General features: G+C 55.2%; 20 protein-coding genes. 15 read left to right on the top strand and 5 right to left on the bottom strand.

The genetic code is table 11. The features are described from left to right. Positions 1-140: 140 nt before the first annotated feature. Together ACT3RQ_RS00475 and ACT3RQ_RS00470 are read right to left on the bottom strand one after the other, a co-directional pair. Entirely contained in the window at positions 141-1,055 is a 915-nt protein-coding gene (locus ACT3RQ_RS00475) for a carbon-nitrogen hydrolase (protein WP_193053777.1), read from the bottom strand. A gap of 9 nt (positions 1,056-1,064) precedes the next feature. Next, on the bottom strand, positions 1,065-2,117 hold the full coding sequence (locus ACT3RQ_RS00470) for an agmatine deiminase family protein (protein ID WP_193053883.1): 1,053 nt from the start codon (positions 2,115-2,117) through the stop codon (positions 1,065-1,067). 222 nt (positions 2,118-2,339) lie between these two features. Between ACT3RQ_RS00470 and ACT3RQ_RS00465 the strand changes: the two genes are divergently transcribed. After that, on the top strand, positions 2,340-3,581 hold the full coding sequence (locus ACT3RQ_RS00465; protein WP_193053776.1) for a lipoprotein-releasing ABC transporter permease subunit: 1,242 nt from the start codon (positions 2,340-2,342) through the stop codon (positions 3,579-3,581). A gap of 106 nt (positions 3,582-3,687) precedes the next feature. Further along, positions 3,688-4,368 (top strand): ABC transporter ATP-binding protein, encoded by a 681-nt coding sequence (locus ACT3RQ_RS00460; RefSeq protein WP_193053882.1) that lies wholly within the window; start codon positions 3,688-3,690, stop codon positions 4,366-4,368. Here the strand turns inward: ACT3RQ_RS00460 and ACT3RQ_RS00455 are convergent. Further along, positions 4,365-4,916: a DUF2062 domain-containing protein gene (locus tag ACT3RQ_RS00455; RefSeq protein ID WP_172116359.1), complete on the bottom strand. Its 552-nt coding sequence runs from the start codon at positions 4,914-4,916 to the stop codon at positions 4,365-4,367. The two genes, ACT3RQ_RS00460 and ACT3RQ_RS00455, sit on opposite strands and share 4 nt — an antisense overlap. Positions 4,917-5,013: 97 nt before the next feature. Between ACT3RQ_RS00455 and ACT3RQ_RS00450 the strand changes: the two genes are divergently transcribed. The 7 genes from ACT3RQ_RS00450 to murB are packed head-to-tail and all read left to right on the top strand — an operon-like array spanning position 5,014 to position 12,636. Then, a complete protein-coding gene (locus ACT3RQ_RS00450) occupies positions 5,014-7,296 on the top strand; it encodes a DNA internalization-related competence protein ComEC/Rec2 (RefSeq protein ID WP_193056291.1) in 2,283 nt (760 codons plus the stop codon). 56 nt (positions 7,297-7,352) lie between these two features. Continuing rightward, entirely contained in the window at positions 7,353-9,086 is a 1,734-nt protein-coding gene (gene msbA, locus ACT3RQ_RS00445; RefSeq protein ID WP_444679748.1) for a lipid A export permease/ATP-binding protein MsbA, read from the top strand. Next, positions 9,086-10,111 (top strand): tetraacyldisaccharide 4'-kinase, encoded by a 1,026-nt coding sequence (gene lpxK, locus ACT3RQ_RS00440; RefSeq protein ID WP_193053773.1) that lies wholly within the window; start codon positions 9,086-9,088, stop codon positions 10,109-10,111. Before msbA ends, lpxK begins: the two co-directional genes overlap by 1 nt. Positions 10,112-10,124: 13 nt before the next feature. Next, positions 10,125-10,334: a Trm112 family protein gene (locus ACT3RQ_RS00435; protein ID WP_172116363.1), complete on the top strand. Its 210-nt coding sequence runs from the start codon at positions 10,125-10,127 to the stop codon at positions 10,332-10,334. After that, positions 10,334-11,104 (top strand): 3-deoxy-manno-octulosonate cytidylyltransferase, encoded by a 771-nt coding sequence (kdsB, locus tag ACT3RQ_RS00430; RefSeq protein WP_444679747.1) that lies wholly within the window; start codon positions 10,334-10,336, stop codon positions 11,102-11,104. The genes ACT3RQ_RS00435 and kdsB overlap by 1 nt, the downstream gene beginning before the upstream one ends. A 27-nt stretch (positions 11,105-11,131) precedes the next feature. After that, positions 11,132-11,602: a low molecular weight protein-tyrosine-phosphatase gene (locus ACT3RQ_RS00425; protein WP_444679746.1), complete on the top strand. Its 471-nt coding sequence runs from the start codon at positions 11,132-11,134 to the stop codon at positions 11,600-11,602. Positions 11,603-11,646: 44 nt separating this feature from the next. Beyond that, on the top strand, positions 11,647-12,636 hold the full coding sequence (gene murB, locus ACT3RQ_RS00420) for a UDP-N-acetylmuramate dehydrogenase (protein WP_319643838.1): 990 nt from the start codon (positions 11,647-11,649) through the stop codon (positions 12,634-12,636). A 65-nt stretch (positions 12,637-12,701) separates the two neighbouring features. Here the strand turns inward: murB and rne are convergent, their stop codons facing one another. Next, positions 12,702-15,917 carry a ribonuclease E gene (gene rne / locus ACT3RQ_RS00415; RefSeq protein ID WP_444679745.1) on the bottom strand — a complete coding sequence of 1,072 codons (3,216 nt, stop codon included), beginning with the start codon at positions 15,915-15,917 and terminating at the stop codon, positions 12,702-12,704. A 673-nt stretch (positions 15,918-16,590) separates the two neighbouring features. Between rne and ACT3RQ_RS00410 the strand changes: the two genes are divergently transcribed. The 3 genes from ACT3RQ_RS00410 to sppA all read left to right on the top strand — a co-directional run bounded on the left by ACT3RQ_RS00410 (position 16,591) and on the right by sppA (position 19,403). Next, complete coding sequence (locus tag ACT3RQ_RS00410; protein WP_193053769.1) at positions 16,591-17,532, top strand: RluA family pseudouridine synthase; 942 nt, start codon at positions 16,591-16,593, stop codon at positions 17,530-17,532. Between the two features lie 32 nt (positions 17,533-17,564). Next, positions 17,565-18,215, top strand: a complete 651-nt coding sequence (locus ACT3RQ_RS00405; protein WP_193053768.1) for an HAD-IA family hydrolase — start codon at positions 17,565-17,567, stop codon at positions 18,213-18,215. A gap of 63 nt (positions 18,216-18,278) precedes the next feature. After that, the gene (gene sppA, locus ACT3RQ_RS00400) at positions 18,279-19,403 is read left to right on the top strand and encodes a signal peptide peptidase SppA (protein WP_444679744.1); all 1,125 of its coding nucleotides are present in this window, start codon (positions 18,279-18,281) and stop codon (positions 19,401-19,403) included. 8 nt (positions 19,404-19,411) lie between these two features. Here sppA and ACT3RQ_RS00395 read toward each other — a convergent pair whose 3' ends face one another. Next, complete coding sequence (locus tag ACT3RQ_RS00395) at positions 19,412-20,011, bottom strand: Maf family protein (protein WP_193056297.1); 600 nt, start codon at positions 20,009-20,011, stop codon at positions 19,412-19,414. 168 nt (positions 20,012-20,179) lie between these two features. On the opposite strand from ACT3RQ_RS00395, the gene ACT3RQ_RS00390 reads away from it, so the two are divergent. Genes ACT3RQ_RS00390 through plsX form a run of 3 tightly spaced genes read left to right on the top strand, consistent with a single transcriptional unit; the run spans position 20,180 to position 21,980 of the window. After that, positions 20,180-20,710: a YceD family protein gene (locus tag ACT3RQ_RS00390; RefSeq protein WP_087109293.1), complete on the top strand. Its 531-nt coding sequence runs from the start codon at positions 20,180-20,182 to the stop codon at positions 20,708-20,710. A gap of 36 nt (positions 20,711-20,746) precedes the next feature. Next, positions 20,747-20,917: a 50S ribosomal protein L32 gene (gene rpmF / locus ACT3RQ_RS00385; protein WP_087109291.1), complete on the top strand. Its 171-nt coding sequence runs from the start codon at positions 20,747-20,749 to the stop codon at positions 20,915-20,917. 43 nt (positions 20,918-20,960) lie between these two features. Continuing rightward, positions 20,961-21,980, top strand: a complete 1,020-nt coding sequence (plsX, locus tag ACT3RQ_RS00380) for a phosphate acyltransferase PlsX (protein WP_193053765.1) — start codon at positions 20,961-20,963, stop codon at positions 21,978-21,980. Positions 21,981-22,064 lie beyond the last annotated feature (84 nt).

The following is a 22,064-nucleotide window of genomic DNA, read 5'->3' as shown; positions in this document are numbered from 1 at the left end:
GTTACTGCTGACGTAATGGCGTAAGTCAGCGCTGCGGTACGTGCAGAAATAGGTACTAGAAAAAACGCCTGCCAGATGATTTTGGCAGGCGTTTTCCGTCAAAGACCGCTACGTTAAACTGGCCTATAGATCGATAACGCCTAGTCGCGAAAGCGGCGGGTTAGATCGCTATAGGCATCGATACGGCGATCACGCAGGTAAGGCCAGATACGGCGAGTATTTTCGCAGCGCGCCATATCAATGGTCACAACCAGTTGTTCAGCTTCTTCACCGGCATGGGCAAGTAGCTCGCCCTGAGGCCCACAAATAAAGCTGCCTCCCCAAAACTGAATGCCATCGCCCACGCCTGAATGGTCGGTTTCAAATCCCACGCGGTTGGCAACAATCACCGGTAAGCCATTGGCGACGCCATGCGAGCGCTGGATTAACGTCCAGGCATCTTTTTGGCGGGTTTGTTCCGCAATATCATCGTTAGGATCCCACCCAATCGCCGTGGGGTAGAGCAGCAAGTCTGCTCCGGCCAAGGCCATCAGGCGAGCCGCTTCCGGGTACCACTGATCCCAGCACACCAGCACGCCCAAACGGCCAAGCGAAGTATCAATTGGTGTAAAGCCTTCTGCACGGCTCGCATCGTGGTCACCAGGGGTGAAGTAAAACTTCTCATAAAAGCCTGGGTCATCAGGGATGTGCATTTTCCGATACTGACCCACCCGGCCTTTATCTCGGTCGTATACCACCGCCGTGTTGTGATAAAGCCCTGGTGCGCGCCGCTCAAACAGCGAGCCGACCAGCACGATATCCAATTCGCGAGCAAGTGCGGCCAGGTGCTGTCCGGTCGGGCCATCCAGCGGTTCGGCCAGGTCGAACAGGGCCGGATCTTCATACTGGCAGAAGTAGTGGGTAGCATGCAGCTCTTGCAGCATGACAAGCTGAGCGCCACGTTCTACGGCATCACGAATGCCCGCTTCACTGGCTGCCAGGCTCTGCGCTTTATCGGGCCAGGCAAACTGTTGCACTATGCCAACCGTTAGGTCAGAGGTTACCTTGATAGACATCCTGGCTCCTTACTGATGAAAAGAGGTGGTGAGCGTGCCCTTGGGCAACTGCATGGTCAGGCAGTGTAAGCTGCCATGTTGACGAATAACGCTCGAGCACTCAATGGGAATGAGCGCATGGTTGGGGAACGCTTCGGCCAGCGCACTGAGTGCTAACGCATCAGCCGGGTCGCCGTAGGTTGGCACCAGTACTGCTTCATTAATAATCAAAAAGTTGGCATAAGTGGCTGGCAGCCGATGGCCGTCTTCAGGGTCAAAGCATGCTTGTGGCCAAGGCAGCGGGACAAGCTGGTAGGGCTCGCCGTTGCGTTGTCGAAATGCCTTTAACTCTTGCTCCATGGTGTGTAGGGCTGTGTAGTGCGGGTCTTGTAGGTCATCACAGCGCACATAAGCAATGGTCGATGGATTACAGAATCGCGCCAATGTATCAACGTGGCTGTCGGTATCATCACCTTCCAGATGCCCATTGGTTAACCAAAGCACCCGGTCGACGCCGAAATCATCGCCTATCAAGGCTTCAACGTCCTGGCGTGTTAAATGCGGGTTGCGATTAGGGTTGAGTAAGCAGGCTTCGGTCGTCAGCAGCGTACCCGCGCCATCGGTTTCGATAGCCCCGCCTTCCAATACCATATCGCGTGAAGCCACTGGGCATGCCCAGACGCCTGCATCGGCTAACGCCTGCGTCAGCCGATTATCGTTGCTGGCAGGGAATTTTCCGCCCCAGCCGGTGAAGGTGTAATCCAACAGTAGCGGCTGGCCTTCATCATCAACAACGCTAATCGGGCCGTGGTCACGCGCCCAGGTATCATCGGTAGGCGCTATGATCAGCAATAGCTTATGAGCAGGCACACCATAGGCATCGAACGTTTTGCGTACGCGGTCACAGGTGGCTTGATCTGGCATGCTGATCACTACCTGCTGGTAACGAACGGTTGCCAGCACGATGCGCTCAAGCGTTGCTTCTATACGCGATAGAAGCGATGCCCAATCGCCATCAGGGCGTGGCCAGGTCAGCTGTAGACCATCCTGGGGGTGCCATTCCGGCAGCAAGCGATATGTCATATTGGCCAAGGTTAGGAAGTCTCTTGGTAACGTTATTTGAAGTAAAGCGCTCACCGATTTAGCCAGCGCAAATGGGCGCAATGTAGGGCGTCGTCGAAGAACTTGCAAGCGTTACGTGGTTTCAGGGAACGGGCCTGGGGTCTGTTACTCTAATGCCCGTTTGCACATGCAGTATGGCTAAAAAAACCGTACCATGAGCGCTTATTAATAAGGAATGACGCCATGCTTGATCGTTTGCCTTTTCTGGTGGGGCTGCGCTACGTGCGCGCCAAACGCCGGAACCACTTTATTTCTTTTATTTCACTAACATCGATGCTGGGCCTAATGCTGGGTGTGGCGGTACTCATCCTGGTGTTATCGGTTATGAATGGTTTTGACCATGAGCTGCGTACCCGTATTTTAGGAATGGTGCCGCACACTAAAATTGAAGCAACCGATGGCCTGGTGGAGTGGGAGGCGCTGGCAGACCGATTGACGCAGCGTGAACACGTGATGGGGGCTGCACCGTATGTTGAGCAGCAGGGCATGTTTTCCGCGGGTGGCCGCAACCAGGGAGCCATGGTCAACGGTATTGATCCCGATTGGGAAGACCAGGTCTCGATTATTGGTCAGCATATGCGCCAAGGCACGTTGGCTGAATTAGTGCCAGATGAGTGGAATGTGGTGCTTGGCTCTATGCTTGCTCGTCAGCTGGGGGTGGGTGTAGGCGATCGAGTGACGCTGCTGGTGCCGGAAGCTTCTATCACCCCAGCGGGTGTCTTCCCGCGGTTAAAGCGCTTTACCGTTAGCGGTATTTTCAGCGTGGGCGCCGATTTGGACGCCAATCTCGCTTACGCCAATATCGAAGATATGAAAACCCTCGCGCGCCTTGGCGACGCGGTAGGTGGTTTGCGCCTTGAGCTTGATGATCTGTTTATTGCGGGCAGCGAGACCCAGGCCATTGTGAACGACCTGGGACCAGGCTACCGCGGCACCGATTGGACGTACTCGCATGGCAACCTTTTCCAGGCCATTCAGATGGAAAAGCGCATGATTGCACTGCTGCTAACGGTGATCATTGCCGTTGCGGCGTTCAATATTGTTTCTACTCTGGTCATGGTGGTCACCGACAAGCGTGCCGATATCGCTATTTTGCGTACCATTGGTGCTACGCCACGCTCGATCATGGGCATCTTTATCGTACAAGGCATGGCCATTGGTTTGATTGGTATTGCGATTGGCGTTGCTGTGGGCATACTGCTGGCGCTGACAGTATCTGATCTGATCGGTTGGTTTGAAGCGGCCTTTGGGATTAAGTTTCTGGATGCAGGCGTTTACTTTATCAGCGATTTGCCGTCCCAGCTTAGGTGGGATGACGTGCGCAATATTGTGTTGGCGGCCTTCGGTCTAACGTTTTTGTCCACGCTGTACCCAGCATGGCGCGCTGCTCGCGTTCAACCGGCGGATGTTCTGCGCTATGAATAAGGATGCTTCCATGTCTACTACTGGGCCGTTAACGTCTATGCAGTCAATTTCCACGCCGTCCAACGCTACGCCAGCCGCAGCAGGGGGAGCGAACGAGCCGCCTGTTATGTTGGATTGCCAAGGTTTAACGCGGGTATATAGCGAAGGACCACAAGACCTGACCGTGCTTGATAAGCTTGAACTTTCCGTTCGTGCGGGCGAACGGGTGGCGATTGTGGGTAGTTCTGGGTCGGGTAAAACCACGCTTTTAAACTTGCTGGGCGGTCTGGATCGCCCAAGCGATGGTCGGGTGGTGATCGCTGGTGAGCCACTTTCCAACTTAAACGAAGCGGCCTTAGGGACGTTTCGTAATCGCTACATTGGGTTTGTTTACCAGTTTCACCATTTGCTGGCAGAATTTACCGCCGTTGAGAATGCAGCGTTACCGTTAATTATCCGTGGTCAGTCGAAAAAAACCGCTGAAAAACGCGCTATGCAGATTCTTGAGCGTGTAGGGATGAAGGCGCGGGCTGATCATAAGCCTGGCGAGCTTTCCGGTGGTGAGCGCCAGCGGGTCGCCATTGCGCGTGCCTTGGTAACAGACCCAAGCCTGGTGCTAATGGATGAGCCTACCGGTAACCTGGATCAAACGACGGCAGCCACGATTCTAGCCCTGATGGATGAGTTGGCCAAAGAGAGTGCGTGTGCGTTTGTTATCGTGACGCATGACGTGGGGCTGGCTGCACATCAGGACAGGGTGCTTAAACTGGACGCGGGCAAGTTGGTTGAGCAGCCTCGCATGCCTTAATCATCGAACTCGGATTCGATACATGCCCGACGCCGCTGCCTATTTAGGCGGCGGCGTTTCCAATTATGAGAGACATGCCAGCGCCAAATAAGGCGAATGCCGATATTGGCGGCCACTGCTAGCACAATAGCCGTAATAAATGAGCCAACAATCAGTGGCGGTACGATATCGTGCATTTGTTCGGCAATCCAGCGCGTTGAAATACGCGTAGGTGCTTCACGTACCGGGGCTCCAAGCATAAATGTGCCAATTCGATAGTTAAAATAAAAAATCAGCGGCATGGTGAGTGGGTTGGTAATCCAGACAAGGCCTACCGAAAGTGCTAAATTACAACGGCTTAGGCGAGCGCCCACGGCAGCGACTACCATTTGAAATGGAATCGGTAGCATGGCGCAAAACAAGCCAACGCTAAAGGCGTTGGCAACGCTTCGCCGAGTTAAAAGCCACAGCCCGGGGTCGGCAATTAGCGGTGCTATAAAGCGTAGCGACCGCTGTCGCCGTAGCGTGTCGGGTCTGGGCATGTAGCGCTGCAGGAACCGGCGCGGCATGTCAGGTACTCTTGCCTATTAGTGCACCCTATTATCCATATCGCGTAGCGCTTCGGCTATGCCAAGTAGATGAAGTTCTTAAGCCAAGGAGAGTCGTATGCCGTTTGGCATGGCGATACCGGCAGCGCTAGCGGCACTGTTAGGGGCAGTAATCGCGGGATTAAGCGGTATAACGGGGGCAATGAACCCTTTTGTTGGCGTTAGCTTATTGGGCGTGCTGCTACTGATGGCCTGGCGCGCCAAGGCGGCTTTCTGGCTATTACTGGGTGGCTGGGTAATGGTTGGCATTCATCAGGAGTGGGGCAGTCGCTTGCCCGAAGGTCTCAACGGCGAAGATGTCGTTGTAAAAGCAAGGGTGCTGAGCGTAACCCCGTTGGGTGATGCACAGCGGTTACTGTTAGCGGTAAAAACCTGTGAAGGACCTACTCATCACCCCGCTTGCGATACGCTTAACAAGGTCCGTGTAACGGCGTATAACGCGCCGACTTACTATGCGGGAGAGCAGTGGCGAATGACGCTACGCCTGCGCCCGCCTCGCGGATTTGCCAACCCTGGTACGTTTGATTTTGAACAGTGGCTCTGGCGAGAAGGCATTCATGCAACGGGGTATGTACGCCAGGAGCCAGCGCCGACGCAATTGGCCACGGCTGGGTTTTCTGTACGAAAGCTGGCGCTTGATGTGCTGGAGAGGCAGCCACTCGGTGAACGAACGCGCCGCTGGCTCGCAGCCTTAACGCTGGGGGAGGGCAGCCAGCTAACCCAGGAGGACTGGTCGCTACTCAATGCCACGGGAACGACGCATCTGGTGGTTATTTCAGGCTTGCATGTGGGGCTGGTGGCCGGGTTTGCGCTATTGCTGGCAAAGCTCATCGCACGGCTAACAACGCCTTTGAACTGGCGAATGCGCGTGTGGCCCTGGTGGGTGGCCGCGCTGGTCACCATCGGTTATGCCTATCTGGCCGGTATGGAACCGCCCGCCATGCGCGCCATGGTCATGACGCTGGTAGGGCTGTGGGTGCTCAGTGGTCGACACTCCCCAGCCACTTGGCAGGCCTGGTGGCTGGCACTTGCCATTATTCTGCTGCTTGATCCGCTCTCTTTATGGCGCCCTGGGCTCTGGCTATCGTTTGTGGCTGTTGCCTGGTTGATCATTATTTGGCAAGGGCGCACGCGTCCAAAAGGGGTTAAAGGCTGGTGCTGGGCGTTGCTGCGTTCCCAGCTGTTACTGGCCCCGCTAATGGCCGCCGCCGTGCTGATCGCATTTGGACGTATGGCGCCGGGCGCGCCCATTATTAATATAATCGCCGTGCCCTGGGTAAGTTCAATCATGGTGCCGTTGGCGCTGCTGGGCTGGATATTTTCACCTCTGCCGTGGCTGGGCACGGGCATGTGGTGGTTGTTTGAGCAAGCGCTGTCGGTTTTTTACGTTTTTCTGACCGTTACGTCAGAACGATGGCCGCTGTGGGAACCTGATCATGCGCTAGTGTACCCATTAAGCGGCGCTCTTCTTTTGTTGGCTTTGTGCTGGGGTCTGCCTGGCGTGGTGTCCTGGTTGAAAGTGGGGGCTACGTGCCTAGTGGTATCGCTTGCCTGGTGGCTTCCGTTGGAGCAAATACCTAAAGGCACGTTGCGCGTAACGGTGCATGATGTGGGCCAAGGTCAGCTTATCGAGCTACGCAGCCAGCAGTACCGGCTTTTATACGATACTGGGCCACGTTTTCAGGCAGGCTTTATGCCTCTGCAAACATTGTGGTCGCCAGGCCAGCGTTTTGATGAGGTGATTGTTAGCCATGCCGACAGTGACCATGCAGGTGGTATAGGCGCGCTACTGGAGAGCCATGCAGTCACGCACTGGCGTGCGCCTCTAGGTGAAGCTCTACCGGTAACGGCCACCCCGTGCGAGCGTGGCCAGCAGTGGCAGCGCGATGGAATTACGTATCGGTTTTTATGGCCGCCTGCCGGGTCCAATGATTACTCGGCCAATGACCGCTCCTGCGTGCTGGAAGTCAGCGCGGGAGAGCATCAATTATTAATTACCGGGGATGTCAGCCGTGATATAGAGCGGCGTTTTCTAAAAGATATTGATGTGCCGCTCAGCGTATTGGTCGCCGGACATCACGGTAGCCGCACAAGTTCAGGTGTTCAGTTTGTCCAACATACGACGCCTTTGCATGTGATCTTTAGTGCAGGTCGCAATAATGCTTTCCAGCATCCGGTCGATGATGTGGTACGCCGCTTCCGAGCGTATAAGAGTTGCCTGTGGAGTACCGGGCACGATGGGGCACTGCGGTTTTGGCTTCAAAAAGATCATCCTGTGTCTATTACACCAATGCGTTGGCCATCCGGCAGTGTTCAACATGGTGGCGTTAAGCGGTGTTGATGCGCCTCGCCATAAGGTAGAATCCAGCGCATTGCACACTATTGCCAGGAGCGCGTGTGACCGATTCAAGTTGGGTTATTTATAAACGGCTACTTAGCTACGTAAAACCACACTGGCAAGCATTTGGCTTGGCCGCTGTTGGGTTTGTGGTATATGCCGCATCAAGTACGGCACTTGCTGAGATGATGAAGCGGTTAATCGACGGTATCCAAAACCCTGATGCTGCTTTTCGGCTGTTTCTTCCGCTGTTTGTTATTTTGATGTTTGCTTCGCGTGGTGTAGGCACTTTTCTAAGCACCTACTATATGGCGTATGTAGGACGCTATGTGATCCACACGCTGCGCTGCGACGTTTTTGCCCACATGCTGCATCTGCCTGGACGGTTTTTTGACCAGCACTCAAGCGGTCACCTTGTTTCGCGCGTGACCTACCATGTAGAGCAAGTGGCGGGCGCTGCAACGAACGCTGTCACCGTTATTTTGCGTGAAGGCCTGTTTGTTGTGGGATTGGTGGGTTATTTGTTCTGGACGAACTGGATGCTAACCCTACTGTTTTTAGGGGTTACCCCCATTATTGGCGTGGTGGTGAGCTATGTCAGTAAGCGCTTTCGGCGTATTTCAAAACGCATACAAAGCTCGATGGGTGATGTTACTCATGTCGCTTCCGAAGGCTTGTCAGGCTACCGCGTTGTGCGCACCTACGGCGCTGAGGATTATGAAAAGCAACGGTTTGCACGGGTAAGCGAAGAGAACCGTAAACAGAGTATGAAAGAAGCAATGACGCGGGCGATAAGCTCCCCGGTTATTCTTATGCTGGTAGCGATATCCATGGCGCTGCTGGTGTGGCTGGCCATGGCGCCGGCGATAATGGCCAATATGACGCCAGGTGAGTTTGTTGCGTTTATTACCGCAGCGGCCTTGATGATCAAGCCGGTACGCCAGCTCACTGAAATTAACAGTGAAATTCAAAAAGGACTTGCCGCCGCTTCAGAGCTCTTTGGGTTGATGGATACAGCACCGGAACAAGACACCGGCCAGCGTGTGCCCAAGCGTCTAACGGGCGAGCTGATGCTCGAAAATGTTGGCTTTCGCTATGCCGACGACCAGCCAAGCGTGCTGCATGACATCAATTTGCACGTCTCGCCTGGTGAGATGGTGGCGATTGTGGGTCGCTCAGGCAGCGGAAAATCAACCCTCGTTAGCCTATTACCACGCTTTTATCGTCTTAATGAAGGGCGCATCTTAATCGATGGTGTGGATATTAATGAGTATGCGTTAGGCCCATTGCGTCAGCAGATAGGCTTGGTCACACAGCAAGTGACGCTCTTTAATGCCACGGTGGCCGATAATATTGCTTATGGCACGGCGAACCCTGATCGTCAGGCAGTTGAAGCTGCTGCCAAGGCGGCGTATGCCAGCGAGTTTATCGATAAGCTGCCACAAGGTTATGAAACGGTGGTGGGTGAAAACGGGGTCATGCTATCGGGTGGGCAACGCCAGCGTCTGGCGATCGCCCGGGCGATTTTCAAAGATAGCCCAATATTGATTTTGGACGAGGCAACCTCCGCTCTGGATACCGAGTCTGAACGTTACATCCAAAAAGCGCTGGAGCACGTCTGCCAGGGACGCACGACACTCGTCATTGCCCATCGTCTGTCCACGATTGAGCGTGCAGATCGAATCCTGGTGATGGACCAGGGGCGTATTATTGAGCAAGGAGCGCACCAGGAGCTTCTGGACAAAGGTGGTGCCTACTCTGCGCTGTATCAACTTCAGTTTCAGGAAGCATAATGACGCTGGCGCAGCGCTGGCTTGAAGCGGGCTATCACAATAGCCCATGGCTATTGCCGCTAAGGCCATTGGGCGCGCTTTATAAGTATGCCATGGCGCGTCGTGAAGCCGCGTACGTGAGTGGCCAAAAGGCCACATGGCGTGCGCCAGTGCCGGTCATCGTGGTGGGTAATATCACCCTGGGTGGAACCGGGAAATCGCCATTAGTGGCCTGGTTAAGCCGCTGGTTGGTCACACAAGGTTGGACGCCGGGTATTGTCACGCGTGGCTATGGCGGTAAAGCCGAGCACTACCCGCTCCAGGTAACGCCCTCGACGGATCCCGCGCAAAGCGGTGACGAGCCGGTTATGTTGGCCCAGCAAACCTTGTTACCCGTGGTAGCAGACCCCAAGCGTGCGCGTGGCGCTCAAGCGTTGGTCGATCTCGGTTGCGATATTATTTTGAGTGACGACGGGCTGCAGCATCTGGCGCTTGAGCGAGACATTGAGATCGTGGTGATTGATGGGGCGCGAGGGTTGGGTAATCGTCGCTGCCTGCCTGCGGGGCCACTGCGTGAGTCGCCCGAACGTTTAGCGCGTGTAGATGCGGTGGTTGTTAATGGTGAAATAGTGAATGGTGAAATAGCGAAGGGAGACATGCGCCAATCACTTTCGGTGAGCGCCACTTCCATGCAGCTAATGCCGATAAGTTGGCGGCGCCTAAATGATGGCAAGCGCTTTCCGCTGACACCGCTACCTTTTAGCGTGCCGGTGTTTGGCGTGGCCGGTATCGGACACCCCGCGCGCTTTTTTACTACATTGCGTGATTTAGGCGTAAACGGTGAGATGCTGGCGTTGGCAGACCATCAGCGTTTTAGTGCGGATATATTTACTCCGGCGAAACAGCGGCCCGTGGTCATGACCGCCAAAGATGCGGTGAAATGCATGGGAATTGCGCCACCCAATAGCTGGATATTAGAAGTGGAGGCAACGCTTCCATTAGAATTTGAACATTGGCTGGCAGCCAGGCTGTCAGCCCTGTCCTGAAGGGGATGCATAAATGGATAAGGAACTGCTGGCAATGCTGGTTTGCCCGTTATGTAACGGCAAGCTTAAGTACGACCGCGAAGCGCAGGAACTGGTTTGTCTTTATGACGGTCTAGCGTATCCGATACAAGAAGGTATCCCGGTTATGCTGCCTGAGGAAGCCCGGGTAATGGACGCTGACGAAAAGCTCCCAACCTCGCCAGGTCGCACGGGAGACCTGTAATGGCGTTTCCTGCATTTATAGCCGTTGTGCCTGCCCGCTATGGTTCAACCCGGTTGCCAGGTAAGCCACTGCTGGATATTGCTGGTGAGCCTATGATCGCCCATGTGTGGCGGCGTGCCTGTCAAAGCCAGGCGGCTCGTGTCGTTGTTGCGACCGATGATGAACGTATCCGTGATGCGATGCTGCCGTATGGGGCTGAGGTCGTCATGACGCGCGATGATCACGCCTCGGGGACGGATCGGCTTGCCGAAGTTGCCCAGAGCCTTTCTTTGGGTGAAGACGAGCTAGTGGTGAATGTGCAGGGTGACGAGCCGCTCATTCCGCCCGCGTTAATTGATCAGGTGGCACTGCGCTTAGCTGATGACGCAGAAGCCTCCATTGCGACGTTGGCTGAGCCGATTAACGATGTAGCATCACTCTTTAATCCCAACGTGGTCAAAGTAGTGCGCTCACTGCAGGGGCGGGCGCTGTATTTCTCACGTGCGCCCATCCCCTGGGATCGTGAGCAGTTCAAGCAGCAGCCTGCACTGCTTGAAACGGATGCATGGCTGCGCCATATCGGGATTTATGCCTACCGCGCGAGCTTTCTAGCCGCCTACCGGGACTGGCCGGCCTCAATGCTGGAGCAGTTAGAGCAGCTTGAACAGCTGCGCGCTTTGCAGCATGGCCATTTAATTCAGGTGGCATTGGCGTGTGAGGTTAACCCGGCAGGTGTCGACACGGCGGAAGATTTAGCTCGTGTTCGCGCGCTGTTAGCGCCATCTGGTTAATACTTTTCAACGTACAGGGAGCGCGTTGTGACGCGGGTACTTTTTGTCTGTTTAGGAAATATTTGTCGCTCGCCCACTGCCGAGGGCATTTTTCGACGTGCGCTGGAAAACGCAGGTATGAGTGAACATGTCAGTATTGACTCTTGCGGAGTAGGCGCTTGGCACATCGGGAAAGCACCCGATTCGCGCGCTCAATCAGCAGCCAAGCGGCGAGGTATTGACCTGAGCCAGCTATGTGCCCGGCAGCTGACCGCAGAAGATTTTCTGACATTCGATTATGTACTGGGCATGGATAACGACAATCTGCAGGCAATGCGTGCCTTGAAACCTGCCGAAAGCAACGCTTATGTCGGGCTTTTTCTGGAGTTCTCTGGAGCGCCGGGAGCAGAGGTTCCAGACCCTTACTATGGCGGTGAGCAGGGATTTGAAGACGTGCTTGATATGATCGAAACGGCGTCACAGGGGTTAATCCAGCACCTGAAAAGTGACCGCGTGTGACAGCTTCAGCCCTTAAAAACTCGGCTTGTCTCATTAACGAGCACGTGGATCTGTCATCGTCCAATACGTTACGTTTGCCCTGCGTGGCTGATTATTACGCTGAACCCACCACGCTAGACGCCTTACGTGCGACGCTTGCTATCGCCCAGCATCAGCGCTGGCCGGTAACGCTTTTGGGCGGAGGGAGCAACGTGCTTTTGCCGCCGCGCTTAACAGGGATTGCGATACGCCCGGCACTACGGCAGTGGTGGCTGACCTCGGCGGGTAATAATGTGTTGGCGCATGTGGGGGCTGGCGTTAACTGGCATACGCTGGTGCTCAATATGGCGGCCCGAGGGTTCTGGGGAATTGAAAACCTGGCGCTGATTCCGGGTGATTGTGGCGCAGCCCCCGTGCAAAACATCGGCGCCTATGGCGTTGAGCTTGCCGATAGCCTTCAGGCCGTGCAGATCATGGAGATTGCGACAGGAAGCACGCGTTGGCTTGAGACTGCTGAGTGTGCGTTTGGCTACCGCGATAGCCTTTTCAAGGGTGCGCTGTGTGATCGTGTCGTGATTACTCGGCTGGTATTGCGGCTTTCCAGCCAGCCCGCACCGAAGGTTCACTATGGCGATCTTGCCTCGCGCTTGCCGAATGTGCCCACCCCGTTGGATATTGCAGAGGCAGTGGCAGCTATTCGTCAGGAAAAATTGCCAGACCCGGGGCAGCTTGCCAATGCAGGCAGTTTTTTCAAGAATCCCATTGTTTCAGATCAGCAAGGGCAGGCGCTATTGGCCCGCTATCCTGACATGCCACATTTCCCTTTAGGCGAAGGAAAGACCAAATTGGCGGCCGGTTGGTTGATTGATCAGTGCGGTCTTAAAGGTGTATGTGAGGGCGAATTTGGCGTGCATGACCGCCAGGCATTAGTGTTGGTTCATTTTGGCGGCGGCGACCGTAAGGGATTGCTGCGCTTTGCAGGCAAGATTATCGACCGTGTGCATGCTCGTTTTAACGTACGGCTGGAGCCAGAGCCACGCTTGGTTCAAGGTTGATAAATACATGAGCACTAACGCATAAAAAAACCCCGCCAGGCGGGGTTTTTTACGCAGTCAGCAAATTACTCTTTGCTGGCTTCTTGTGCCTGCTTGCGCAGCTCACGAGGGTCGTTATGTGCACGGGTACGGCGACGACGCGGCTTGGGTGCTTCTTCAGCCACTTCTTCGGCGACAGGTGCGTCTACCGGTTTAGCGGCGTGTGGCGCAACGTCAACGTTAGTGGCGTCAGGCTGCACATCTTCCTGGGCAAGCGATTTGTCGGCAGGTACGTTATCCACAGATGTGCTGATTTCTGCAGGTTTCTCGTCTGCCAACGCATTGATCGGTGCCAACTGTTGGGGGTCATCGGCTACGCCGCTTTCAGCCAATTCAGTGGGCGATGGTGCGAGCGTAGTATCGACGTCGCTACTTGCGTCGCTTTCAAGCTTTTCATCGGTCTGTTGCGGAAGAGATATGACATCGTCACTCTTCGCTTCATCTGCCGTTTTCGGCGCATCTTCCGTGACCGGTGCGCTTTCAGGCTCGGCAGCTGCGGGCGTCTCTTGCAGGGCCGGTGCTGTTGCTTCAGCTGACGCATCGTCATGCTCGGCGACTTTCGGAGAGGGCTGTTCCGCTTTAAGTGTTTCGGCGGGTTCAACTGCCGCTACCGGAGTCGTTTCGTCAGCAGCGCTAACGCCGGTATTTTCCGCGTCTTGAGGCTTGACACTTTCCTGAGCTGCTTCCTGAGCTGGTGCTTGAGCTGGTGCTTGAGAAAGTTCCTGAACGGTTTCCTGAGTGTTTTCCTCAGCGGTCGCTTGATGCGATTGGCTGTCAGCGTAATTGCTATCTGCAATGCTGCTGGCAGGCGAAGCTTCGGCTTGTGTTTCAGGCAACTGCGCAGAGGCTTCAGAAAGGCTTTCGTGAGCGACTTCCTGTTTCGGCGCTGCAGCTTCGGGCGTTTCCGCCGCTGGGGCTGTAGCGTCTGCGTGCGTGGCCTCTTCGGCTGCCTGGGCCTGCAGCTTTAACTGCTCGGCTTCCGCCTGGGGGCTGACTGCCTGCTTGCGTGAACGGTTGCGCGGGTTGTTGCGTGTACGCTTCGGTTTGCCATCATCCTGGGGGGTCGGCTGTTCTGCGTTGTTTTGCGCAGCTTCTTTTGCAGGTTTATTGTCGCGTTGAGCCTCTCGACGCGACTCTTTTTGAGGCGCTTTCTTCGATGTATCCAGACTTTCGTCTTTTGCGGGAGAGGTCTCTTTCTGATTCTGGCGGCTGTTTTTGCTGCCACTCTCCTGCGTTTTAGTATCGTCCTGCTGCTGGTTCCGGCGCCGATTGCGAGTGCGAGAAGGGCCGCTGCGCTTATCGTTGGCTTCTTCGCTGGCATCGACATTGGCATTTCGCGACGGGGTCTGCCGCTGATCTGCCTTGCTGTTTTCGGTGCGCTCGCTACGGGCAGGACGCTGTTTCGTTTCACTGCCTAATGGGGCCGGTTTCTGTTGGCTGCGCTCGGCTTGTTTACGTGGCGCAGGCGCTTCTGGCTTGCTAGCAGGGGCTTCGGCTGGGCTGTTGTCATCGCTGCCCAGTAGCTTTGCAAACCCACGGATAAAGCGCCCAATAACGCTGGGTTGCTCATCGTTGGTGGCAGGCGCGGTGGCCTTGGCTGCTGCTGGCTCGTCCGTCTGTAGTGAGGCGGGGGCGGGGGCATTATGAGCAATGCTCTTAACTGCCGCTTCAGCGCGCTGTGTGGGCGGTGCGAAGTTGGGGTTGGGCTCTTTGCCTACTTCGGTATCGGTAGATAGCTCGAAGCTTGACAGTGTTTGTGTGTCATCTTCATCTAAATGGTCATCGCGTAAACGCTGCACGTCATAATGAGGCGTATGCATTTCCGGATTGGGTAGCAGTACAACGCGTACCTCTTGGCGCGACTCAATATCGGCCAGTACGCTACGCTTTTCATTGAGCAGATAGGTAGCAACAGGTACGGGCAGAATCGCACGAATTTGTGCGCTACGCTCTTTCATGGCCTCTTCTTCGATAAGGCGCATGATCGAGAGCGAGAGCGAACGGACATCACGAATGGTGCCTTGGCCGATACAGCGCGGGCAGACCACGCCGCTGGTTTCGCCCAGCGAAGGGCGCAGGCGCTGGCGAGACATCTCCATCAAGCCAAAGCGTGAAATGCGCCCAATCTGTACCCGTGCGCGGTCAAGCTTCAAGGCATCGCGCATGCGGTTTTCGACTTCGCGCTGATTGCGTGCCGGGCCCATGTCGATAAAGTCAATCACCACCAGGCCGCCAATATCCCGAAGGCGCAGCTGGCGGGCGATTTCATCGGCCGCTTCAGAGTTGGTCTGAAGGGCGGTTTCTTCAATATCGCTGCCGCGGGTCGCTCGGGCGGAGTTGATGTCGATTGAAACCAGTGCTTCGGTATGGTCGATAACGATTGAGCCGCCAGACGGGAGTTTTACCTCGCGCTGATAGGCTGTTTCGATCTGTGACTCAATTTGAAAGCGCGAGAAGAGCGGCACTTCATCCGCATAGAGTTTAATTTTTTGCTGGTATGACGGCATCACCTGGCGGATAAAGCCCAGCGCTTCAGCATGAATCTCAGGGCTATCAATGAGCACTTCGCCGATATCCTGGCGCAGGTAATCCCGCATGGCTCGGATAATAACGTTGGACTCGCGGTAAATCAGGAACGGAGCAGGGCGCTTGGCGGCCTCCGTGGTGATTGATTCCCACACCTGAGCCAGATAATCCAGGTCCCACTGAAGTTCTTCGGGATTACGGCCAATGCCCGCCGTACGCACGATGAGACCCATCTTGTCAGGTACGGTGAGCTGACCCATGGCGTCTTTTAGCTGACTGCGCTCTTCGCCCTCAATGCGGCGAGAAATACCGCCTGCACGAGGGTTGTTGGGCATAAGCACCAAAAAGCGGCCTGCCAGGCTAATAAAGGTCGTTAAGGCTGCGCCTTTGTTGCCGCGCTCTTCCTTGTCCACCTGCACGATAACTTCCTGACCCTCTTTCAGTACCTCTTTAATACTGGGACGGCCAGATACGTCTTTAAGAAAGTATTCGCGGGAGATCTCCTTGAGCGGTAGAAAACCGTGGCGTTCTGCGCCAAAGTCAACGAAGGCCGCTTCAAGGGAGGGTTCAACGCGGGTAATCTTGCCGCGATAAATATTGGCTTTTTTCTGCTCTCGTGCACCTGATTCAATATCCAAATCGTACAGGCGTTGTCCATCAACCAGCGCGACCCGAAGCTCTTCGGGTTGGGTCGCATTGATAAGCATCCGTTTCATGTTGTCTCGCATAGCGTTGCGCGCCGACGGACCGTCTAAGGAGTGACGTAGACGAATCGGTGGGTGCTGCGTGCTTGTGCTCGGCGCATGGTTATGCTGACGCGGCAAGCCAGGAAGGTTTTAACCGACCCGGCTGACAGGTTGAGTACGTGGCGGAGGCAGGACGTGTTTCGGTGGCTGTCACGTCCATCCGGCCCTGCTGACACCGCCTACACCTAGCATTCATCGATTCGTCAACGCCGGCCGTCGGCACAGCGTTGAACTTGTCGCCCAGAAGTGACCAGCGCCTTGTGACGAAAAGGCGGGGCAGTTCTGGGCGTGGCGTTATATTCAGCATTCGCTTGCCGTTTTGGGCTAAGCGTTAGCAAATCTGTCGACATCATACGGGCGACAGAGTGACTGCATTTTAATACGTTAAGATTCGGGCAATGCGTACACTGGCGCCGCTTCTTGTGCTCAGGCCTGCGTGTTAGTCGGGCAGGCGCTTTTAGCTAAACGTGGTAGTAGCACTTGTGAAAACTGTAATACTCGACAAGCTGCCCACGCTTAGTAGTGAACGATTTGGAATATAACAGTAAAGACAACTACCAGCAATTGACGCAATGCCCTTGGGTCTACGTTAGAATGCCGTTTTTAGCCTGGCATCATAGAGACACAGCAGGAGTGCGCGGCAATGGCCGAAGGGCGTGAAGTACAGTGGGTGGATATCGCCCCTGAACAGGCAGGTCAAAGAATTGACAATTTTTTGATGACTCGCCTGAAAGGTGCTCCTAGAGCATTGATATACCGCATCGTGCGTAAAGGTGAAGTGCGGGTTAATAAAAAGCGCGTCAAGGTGGACTACCGTCTCCAAGCGGGTGACCTGGTTCGAGTGCCGCCATTACGTTTGGCGCCGCGTGAGGCGGTGAAGGAAGTCAGCGATAATTTGCGTGACGTGTTAGTAGGTAGCGTCATTATGGAAGGCCCTGACTGGATGGTGCTTAATAAGCCTTCTGGCTTGGCGGTGCATGGGGGAAGCGGGGTTAAAATCGGGTTGATTGAAGCACTGCGTCAGGTGCGGGATGATTTGAGCTTTTTGGAGCTTGTTCATCGGCTTGATCGCGATACCTCTGGCTGCTTGTTGCTGGCAAAGTCTCGTGATGCCTTGGTGACACTTAACGAGTCGTTAAAAAAACATGGCATGGACAAGCGTTATCTGGCGCTAGTGAGCGGTCGCTGGCCTGCACGTAAAACCTATGAAAGTGCGCGTCTTGACCGATTCGACGCAGGTAACGGTGAGCGTAGAGTGCGGGTGGATCCAAACGGCAAGGTATCGCGCACTCATTTTGCGGTTGTTGAAACCTTTGAGAAAGCCACGCTGATTGAAGCCGAGCCGGTGACCGGACGAACACATCAAATTCGCGTTCATGCGACTCATGCGGGGCATGCGCTGCTTGGGGATGATAAGTACTCGACACGTGAAAGTGCGCACTTGACGAAACAGCTAGGCGTTAGCCGCCTGTTTCTGCATGCCCGCTCGCTAACGTTTCCAGAACCTACCAACGGCCGCCCAGTGACCGTTAAGGCGCCGTTGCCAGACGTTCTGGAAGACGTGCTCAAGCGTGCTCGGCAATAAATGTACGGGCAGTGAAGTAATAAGGGGCGGTAATGCGTTACGAGCTGATTATTTTTGATTGGGACGGCACCCTGATGGATTCGGTGTCGAAAATTGTTGCCTGTATGCAGGTAGCGGCCCAGGAGGCTGAGTGGGGCGAGCTGGACGTCGCGGCCATTAGAGATATTATCGGCCTGGGGCTCCCTGAAGCCATCGCCACGCTGTGTCCGGGCATCGGTCCTGCTCAGGCTGAACGCTTGCGTCAGCGCTATGCACATCAGTTTGTGCATGGAAACACAACGCCCATGCCGTTTTTTAATGGGGTCGAGGCGCACGTAGCTCGCCTTCGCGAGCGCGAACAGCAGCGTTTGGCCGTTGCCACGGGTAAAAGCCGCCGTGGCCTTGATCGGGTTTTCACTGAAACGGGAAGTGGGGGCTGGTTTCATGCTAGTCGCACCGCAGATGAAACACGTTCAAAGCCACACCCACAAATGCTGAATGAGTTGCTTCTAGAACTTGACGTTCCCGTGGAGCGTGCAGTGATGGTAGGCGATACGGAATATGACCTGGAAATGGCGCGGGCCATCGGCATGGATCGTGTGGCAGTAACGTACGGTGTTCATACGCCAGCGCGGCTAGCGGCAAGCCAGCCCAAGTGGGTCGCTCATAACGTTGAAGATCTTTTTGGCTGGCTGCATGGATAGAGGATGCGACGTTGGGTGGATGGTTAATCATCTGGCGTCCCTAAACTCAAAAAAGGATGCTATATGAGTGATGATTGGCGCCGTAGTGATGCCAGCGGGTACCAACAGCCTGAGGGCAACCCTGCATCTGATCGTTCAAACCAGGATCGCTGGACGCAGGGTCCTGACGTGGCGGCTTATAAAGATGAGGCTGCTGCGGTGGGGGCGGCAGGCGATGATGCTGAAACGCTGCGTGAGCGGCAGCGCTTGGCGCAGGTTGAAATGATGGATCGCTGGATTGGCGGCGTGTTAACGGAGCAGCGTCGTACACGGCGTTGGAAGTTGTTTTTCCGTTTTATGACGCTCTTTTTGGTACTGGCGTTAGTCGCGACTGTTGTATATAACGCTTTTTGGGCCGCAACGGGCGATGCGTCTACCCTGCAGCGTCACTTGGGCATCGTAGACGTTAATGGCGTTATTGCCAGTGATGCTCCAGCGAATGCCGAGCGTATCATTCAGGGATTAAATCGCGCCTGGGAATCAGATAATACCGAAGCCGTTGTACTGCATATTGATAGTCCTGGTGGCAGCCCGGTTCAATCGCAGCGTATATACGCGGAAATCATGCGCCTGCGCGAACAGGGTGATAAGCCGATTCTGGCGGTTATCGAGGATATCGGTGCGAGTGGGGCGTATTATATCGCCTCGGCAGCCGATGAAATCATTGCTTCACCGGCAAGCCTGGTGGGCTCGATTGGGGTTATTTATGCAGGGTTTGGCTTTCAAGATGCGATCAGCCAGATAGGCGTGGAGCGCCGTGTGTTAACGGCGGGCGAGAACAAGGCGTTTTTGGACCCGTTTCAGCCGCTTGATGAAGAGGCGCAGGCATTCTGGCAGAGTGTTTTGACGCAAACACATCAGCAATTTATGAATGATGTTCGTGCTGGGCGAGGCGATCGGCTAAGCGACCAGTCTGATATATTCTCTGGGCTTATCTGGAGCGGCGAGCAGGCGCTTGAGCTTGGCCTGGTGGACCAGTTGGCAAGCCTGGAAGAAGTGGCGCGCGATCAGGTGGGGGAGGCGAGTTGGGAAGATTATACGCCGCGCCTTGACCCGTTCGATCGGTTGACGCGACGCTTTACCCAAGTGGCGGCGGAGGTGCTTGGCCTTAAAGCGGCTCACTCACCGCTACGCTACCAGGCACAATAAGCCCGAGCTTAACCGTCAAGTGGGTCCATGCCCACTTGGCGCAGCATATTACACAGCGCAATAAGCGGAAGTCCGATCAGGGCGTTCGGGTCACGCCCTTCTAACGCTTCAAACAGCGTGATGCCCAATCCTTCCATTCGAAAGCTGCCAGCGCTGTCCAGTGGCTGCTCAAGGGTGACGTAGCGCTCAATTTCGCGTGTGGTCAGCTGCCGAAAGATAACGTCGAAAGGCTCTATGTGGGTGTAGTGGCGTTGCCTTTGGGTATCAAGCAGCGCTAACCCGGTTAAAAAAGTCACGCGCTGACCTGAAAAACGCGCCAGGTTGGCGCAGGCGCGTTCCTGGGTGTGAGGCTTGCCCAGTATGTCGCCTTCAAAGAGTGCTACCTGGTCTGAGCCGATGATGTAGTGATTGGGGAAGTGGGGCGCCACGGCGTTGGCTTTGCTGAGCGCTAAACGATGTACAAGTGCCTTGGGGGACTCATTGGCACGAGGTGTTTCGTCAATATCAGGCGAATAGCACTGATAGGGAAGCTGTAAGCGTTCCAACAGCTCTCGTCGCCAGCGCGAGCTTGAGCCCAGCACCAGCGATGCGTTTTGAGTAAGCGGCACGCCATTTCTCCTAAGCGATTTGGAATAAAAGGGGAGTGTAGCGAAAGCCAGCGGGCGTGCCTAATTTGCGGGTGTGGGCGATAAGTCATGGGGAAATGTGCGATAAACCATGAAGAATTGAGTTGAAGCTTTGACACCAGCGGGGGGAGTGCCTATCATTGCGCGCCTATGTTGACCTCACAACTCCCCAGCCGGGTTGAGCCTTATAAGCTTGCAGCCCGCCGCGAACGACTAGAAGGCGTAGTGGCACTGAATTCGTTGCCACGGCTTGCCGAAGAGGCAGGTGACCAAACGGGCGACTGTCATGTTGTCCTTGAGTTTGGTGTGGATGCCCAAGGTCGTCGTGAAATTCGTGGCCATTTGCAAGCGACGCTGGCATTGCCATGTCGTCGTTGCCTGGTGCCGCTGAGCCAAGACGTGTCCAGTGACTTCCTGCTTGGAATGATCAGTGACGAGGCCTTGGCCGCCGAGCTGCCTGCCAGTCATGAACCGGTGCTGGTGGAAAAAGAACAGCTGGATCTACTAACGGTAGTTGAGGATGAACTTATCCTCAGTCTGCCGCAGGTGGTCTATCACGATGAGACCGAATGCCATGTCTCGGCGGAGCAGCTGGTCAGCAAGACAGACGGCACGTCAGAAGAAGCGACGCCGGCCACGAACCCTTTCGCAGTGCTTAATGCCTTAAAGGGCAAAAAGTAAGCGTTATTTACCCTACACACCCTGGAGTAAACACCCATGGCAGTTCAAAAGAACCGTAAGACTCGTTCCAAGCGCGGTATGCGTCGTAGCCACGACGCGCTGAGCGCGCCGACGCTGTCTCAGGACAAAGAAACCGGTACGACGCACCTGCGTCACCATGTCGCTGCAGATGGTTTCTACCGTGGTCGCAAGGTGGTTGAGGTATAAGCCTTAACTACCTTGTTAAGCGGCCAAATAGAGTGGGTGCTGCATGCGCCTAGCGATTGATGTGATGGGAGGCGATCAAGGCTCCCATGCGGTTATCGAAGGCTCTGCAAGAGCAGTGATTGAACATCCTGGTCTTGAATTGACTCTGTTTGGTCCGCGTCAGCATATTATTGCTGAGCTTTCACGCTTGCCGCAGCCTCTGGCTGCGGCAGCGTCACGTTTAGCGGTTAGTGATGCCCCTTTAAGCATCTCTCAGGCCTCCAGTGCTGCCTGGGCGCTTCGTCATGGCCAGGCAAGCAGTATGGCGTGTATGTTGCGGAGTCTTCGGTTGGGCGAGTCAGTCGCTGGCGTAAGCGCGGGCAATACGGCTGCGTTGGTCGCGCTTGCTCGTCGTGAGCTGGGAACGCTTAAAGGTATTTCACGGCCTGCCATTAGTACTGCGATTCCGGCCCGCTATGGCCGTCGCTGCTATTTACTGGATTTGGGCGCGAACGTGGATTCGCCCGCGCACCGGTTGGTTGATTTTGCCGTCATGGGTGCTGCCATGGCGCAGTGCGTTGATAATGTAAGCCTGCCCCGTGTCGCGCTGCTTAATGTGGGGGCGGAAGCTACCAAGGGGAGTGCGAATGTGCGCGAAGCAGACCGGCTTCTGCGCGAATATCCTGATGCGTCCGCCTTTGCCTATCAGGGGTATGCCGAAGGTGGTGATCTTTTTGAAGGCAAGCTTGATGTGGTGGTGTGTGATGGCTTTGTCGGGAATGCCGTACTCAAAGCAAGCGAAGGTTTGACTCGTATGCTGGTTGAGCGTGTCCAGATGGCGTTTGAATCGCGCCTAAGCGGTCGTTTGGCAAGCCTACTGGCCAAGCCTGTGTTGCGCTATCTAAAGCAAGAATTAAACCCTGTACGCTACAATGGAGCAAGCCTGCTTGGTTTGAAGGGCATCGTAGTGAAAAGCCATGGTGGTACCCAGGCAGAGGGTTTTTATTATGCGATCCAGCGTGCTGTGCATGAGGTGGAGCATAATCTACCCGCGCGTATGGCAGGGCGTTGGGAGCGCCGTTAATACCATTTTCAGTCATTAAGGAAGGCGCTTATGTGTACACCATGGTGTAGGGTATGGGCGCAGAGTGCTACTAGGTAAAGTGCT

The organism is Halomonas sp. AOP43-D1-4, assembly GCF_052446175.1.
Classification (GTDB): Bacteria; Pseudomonadota; Gammaproteobacteria; order Pseudomonadales; family Halomonadaceae; genus Vreelandella; species Vreelandella citrativorans.
The sequence above is the reverse complement of the archived record's forward strand: the minus strand, read 5'-3'. Positions and strand labels throughout refer to the sequence as shown.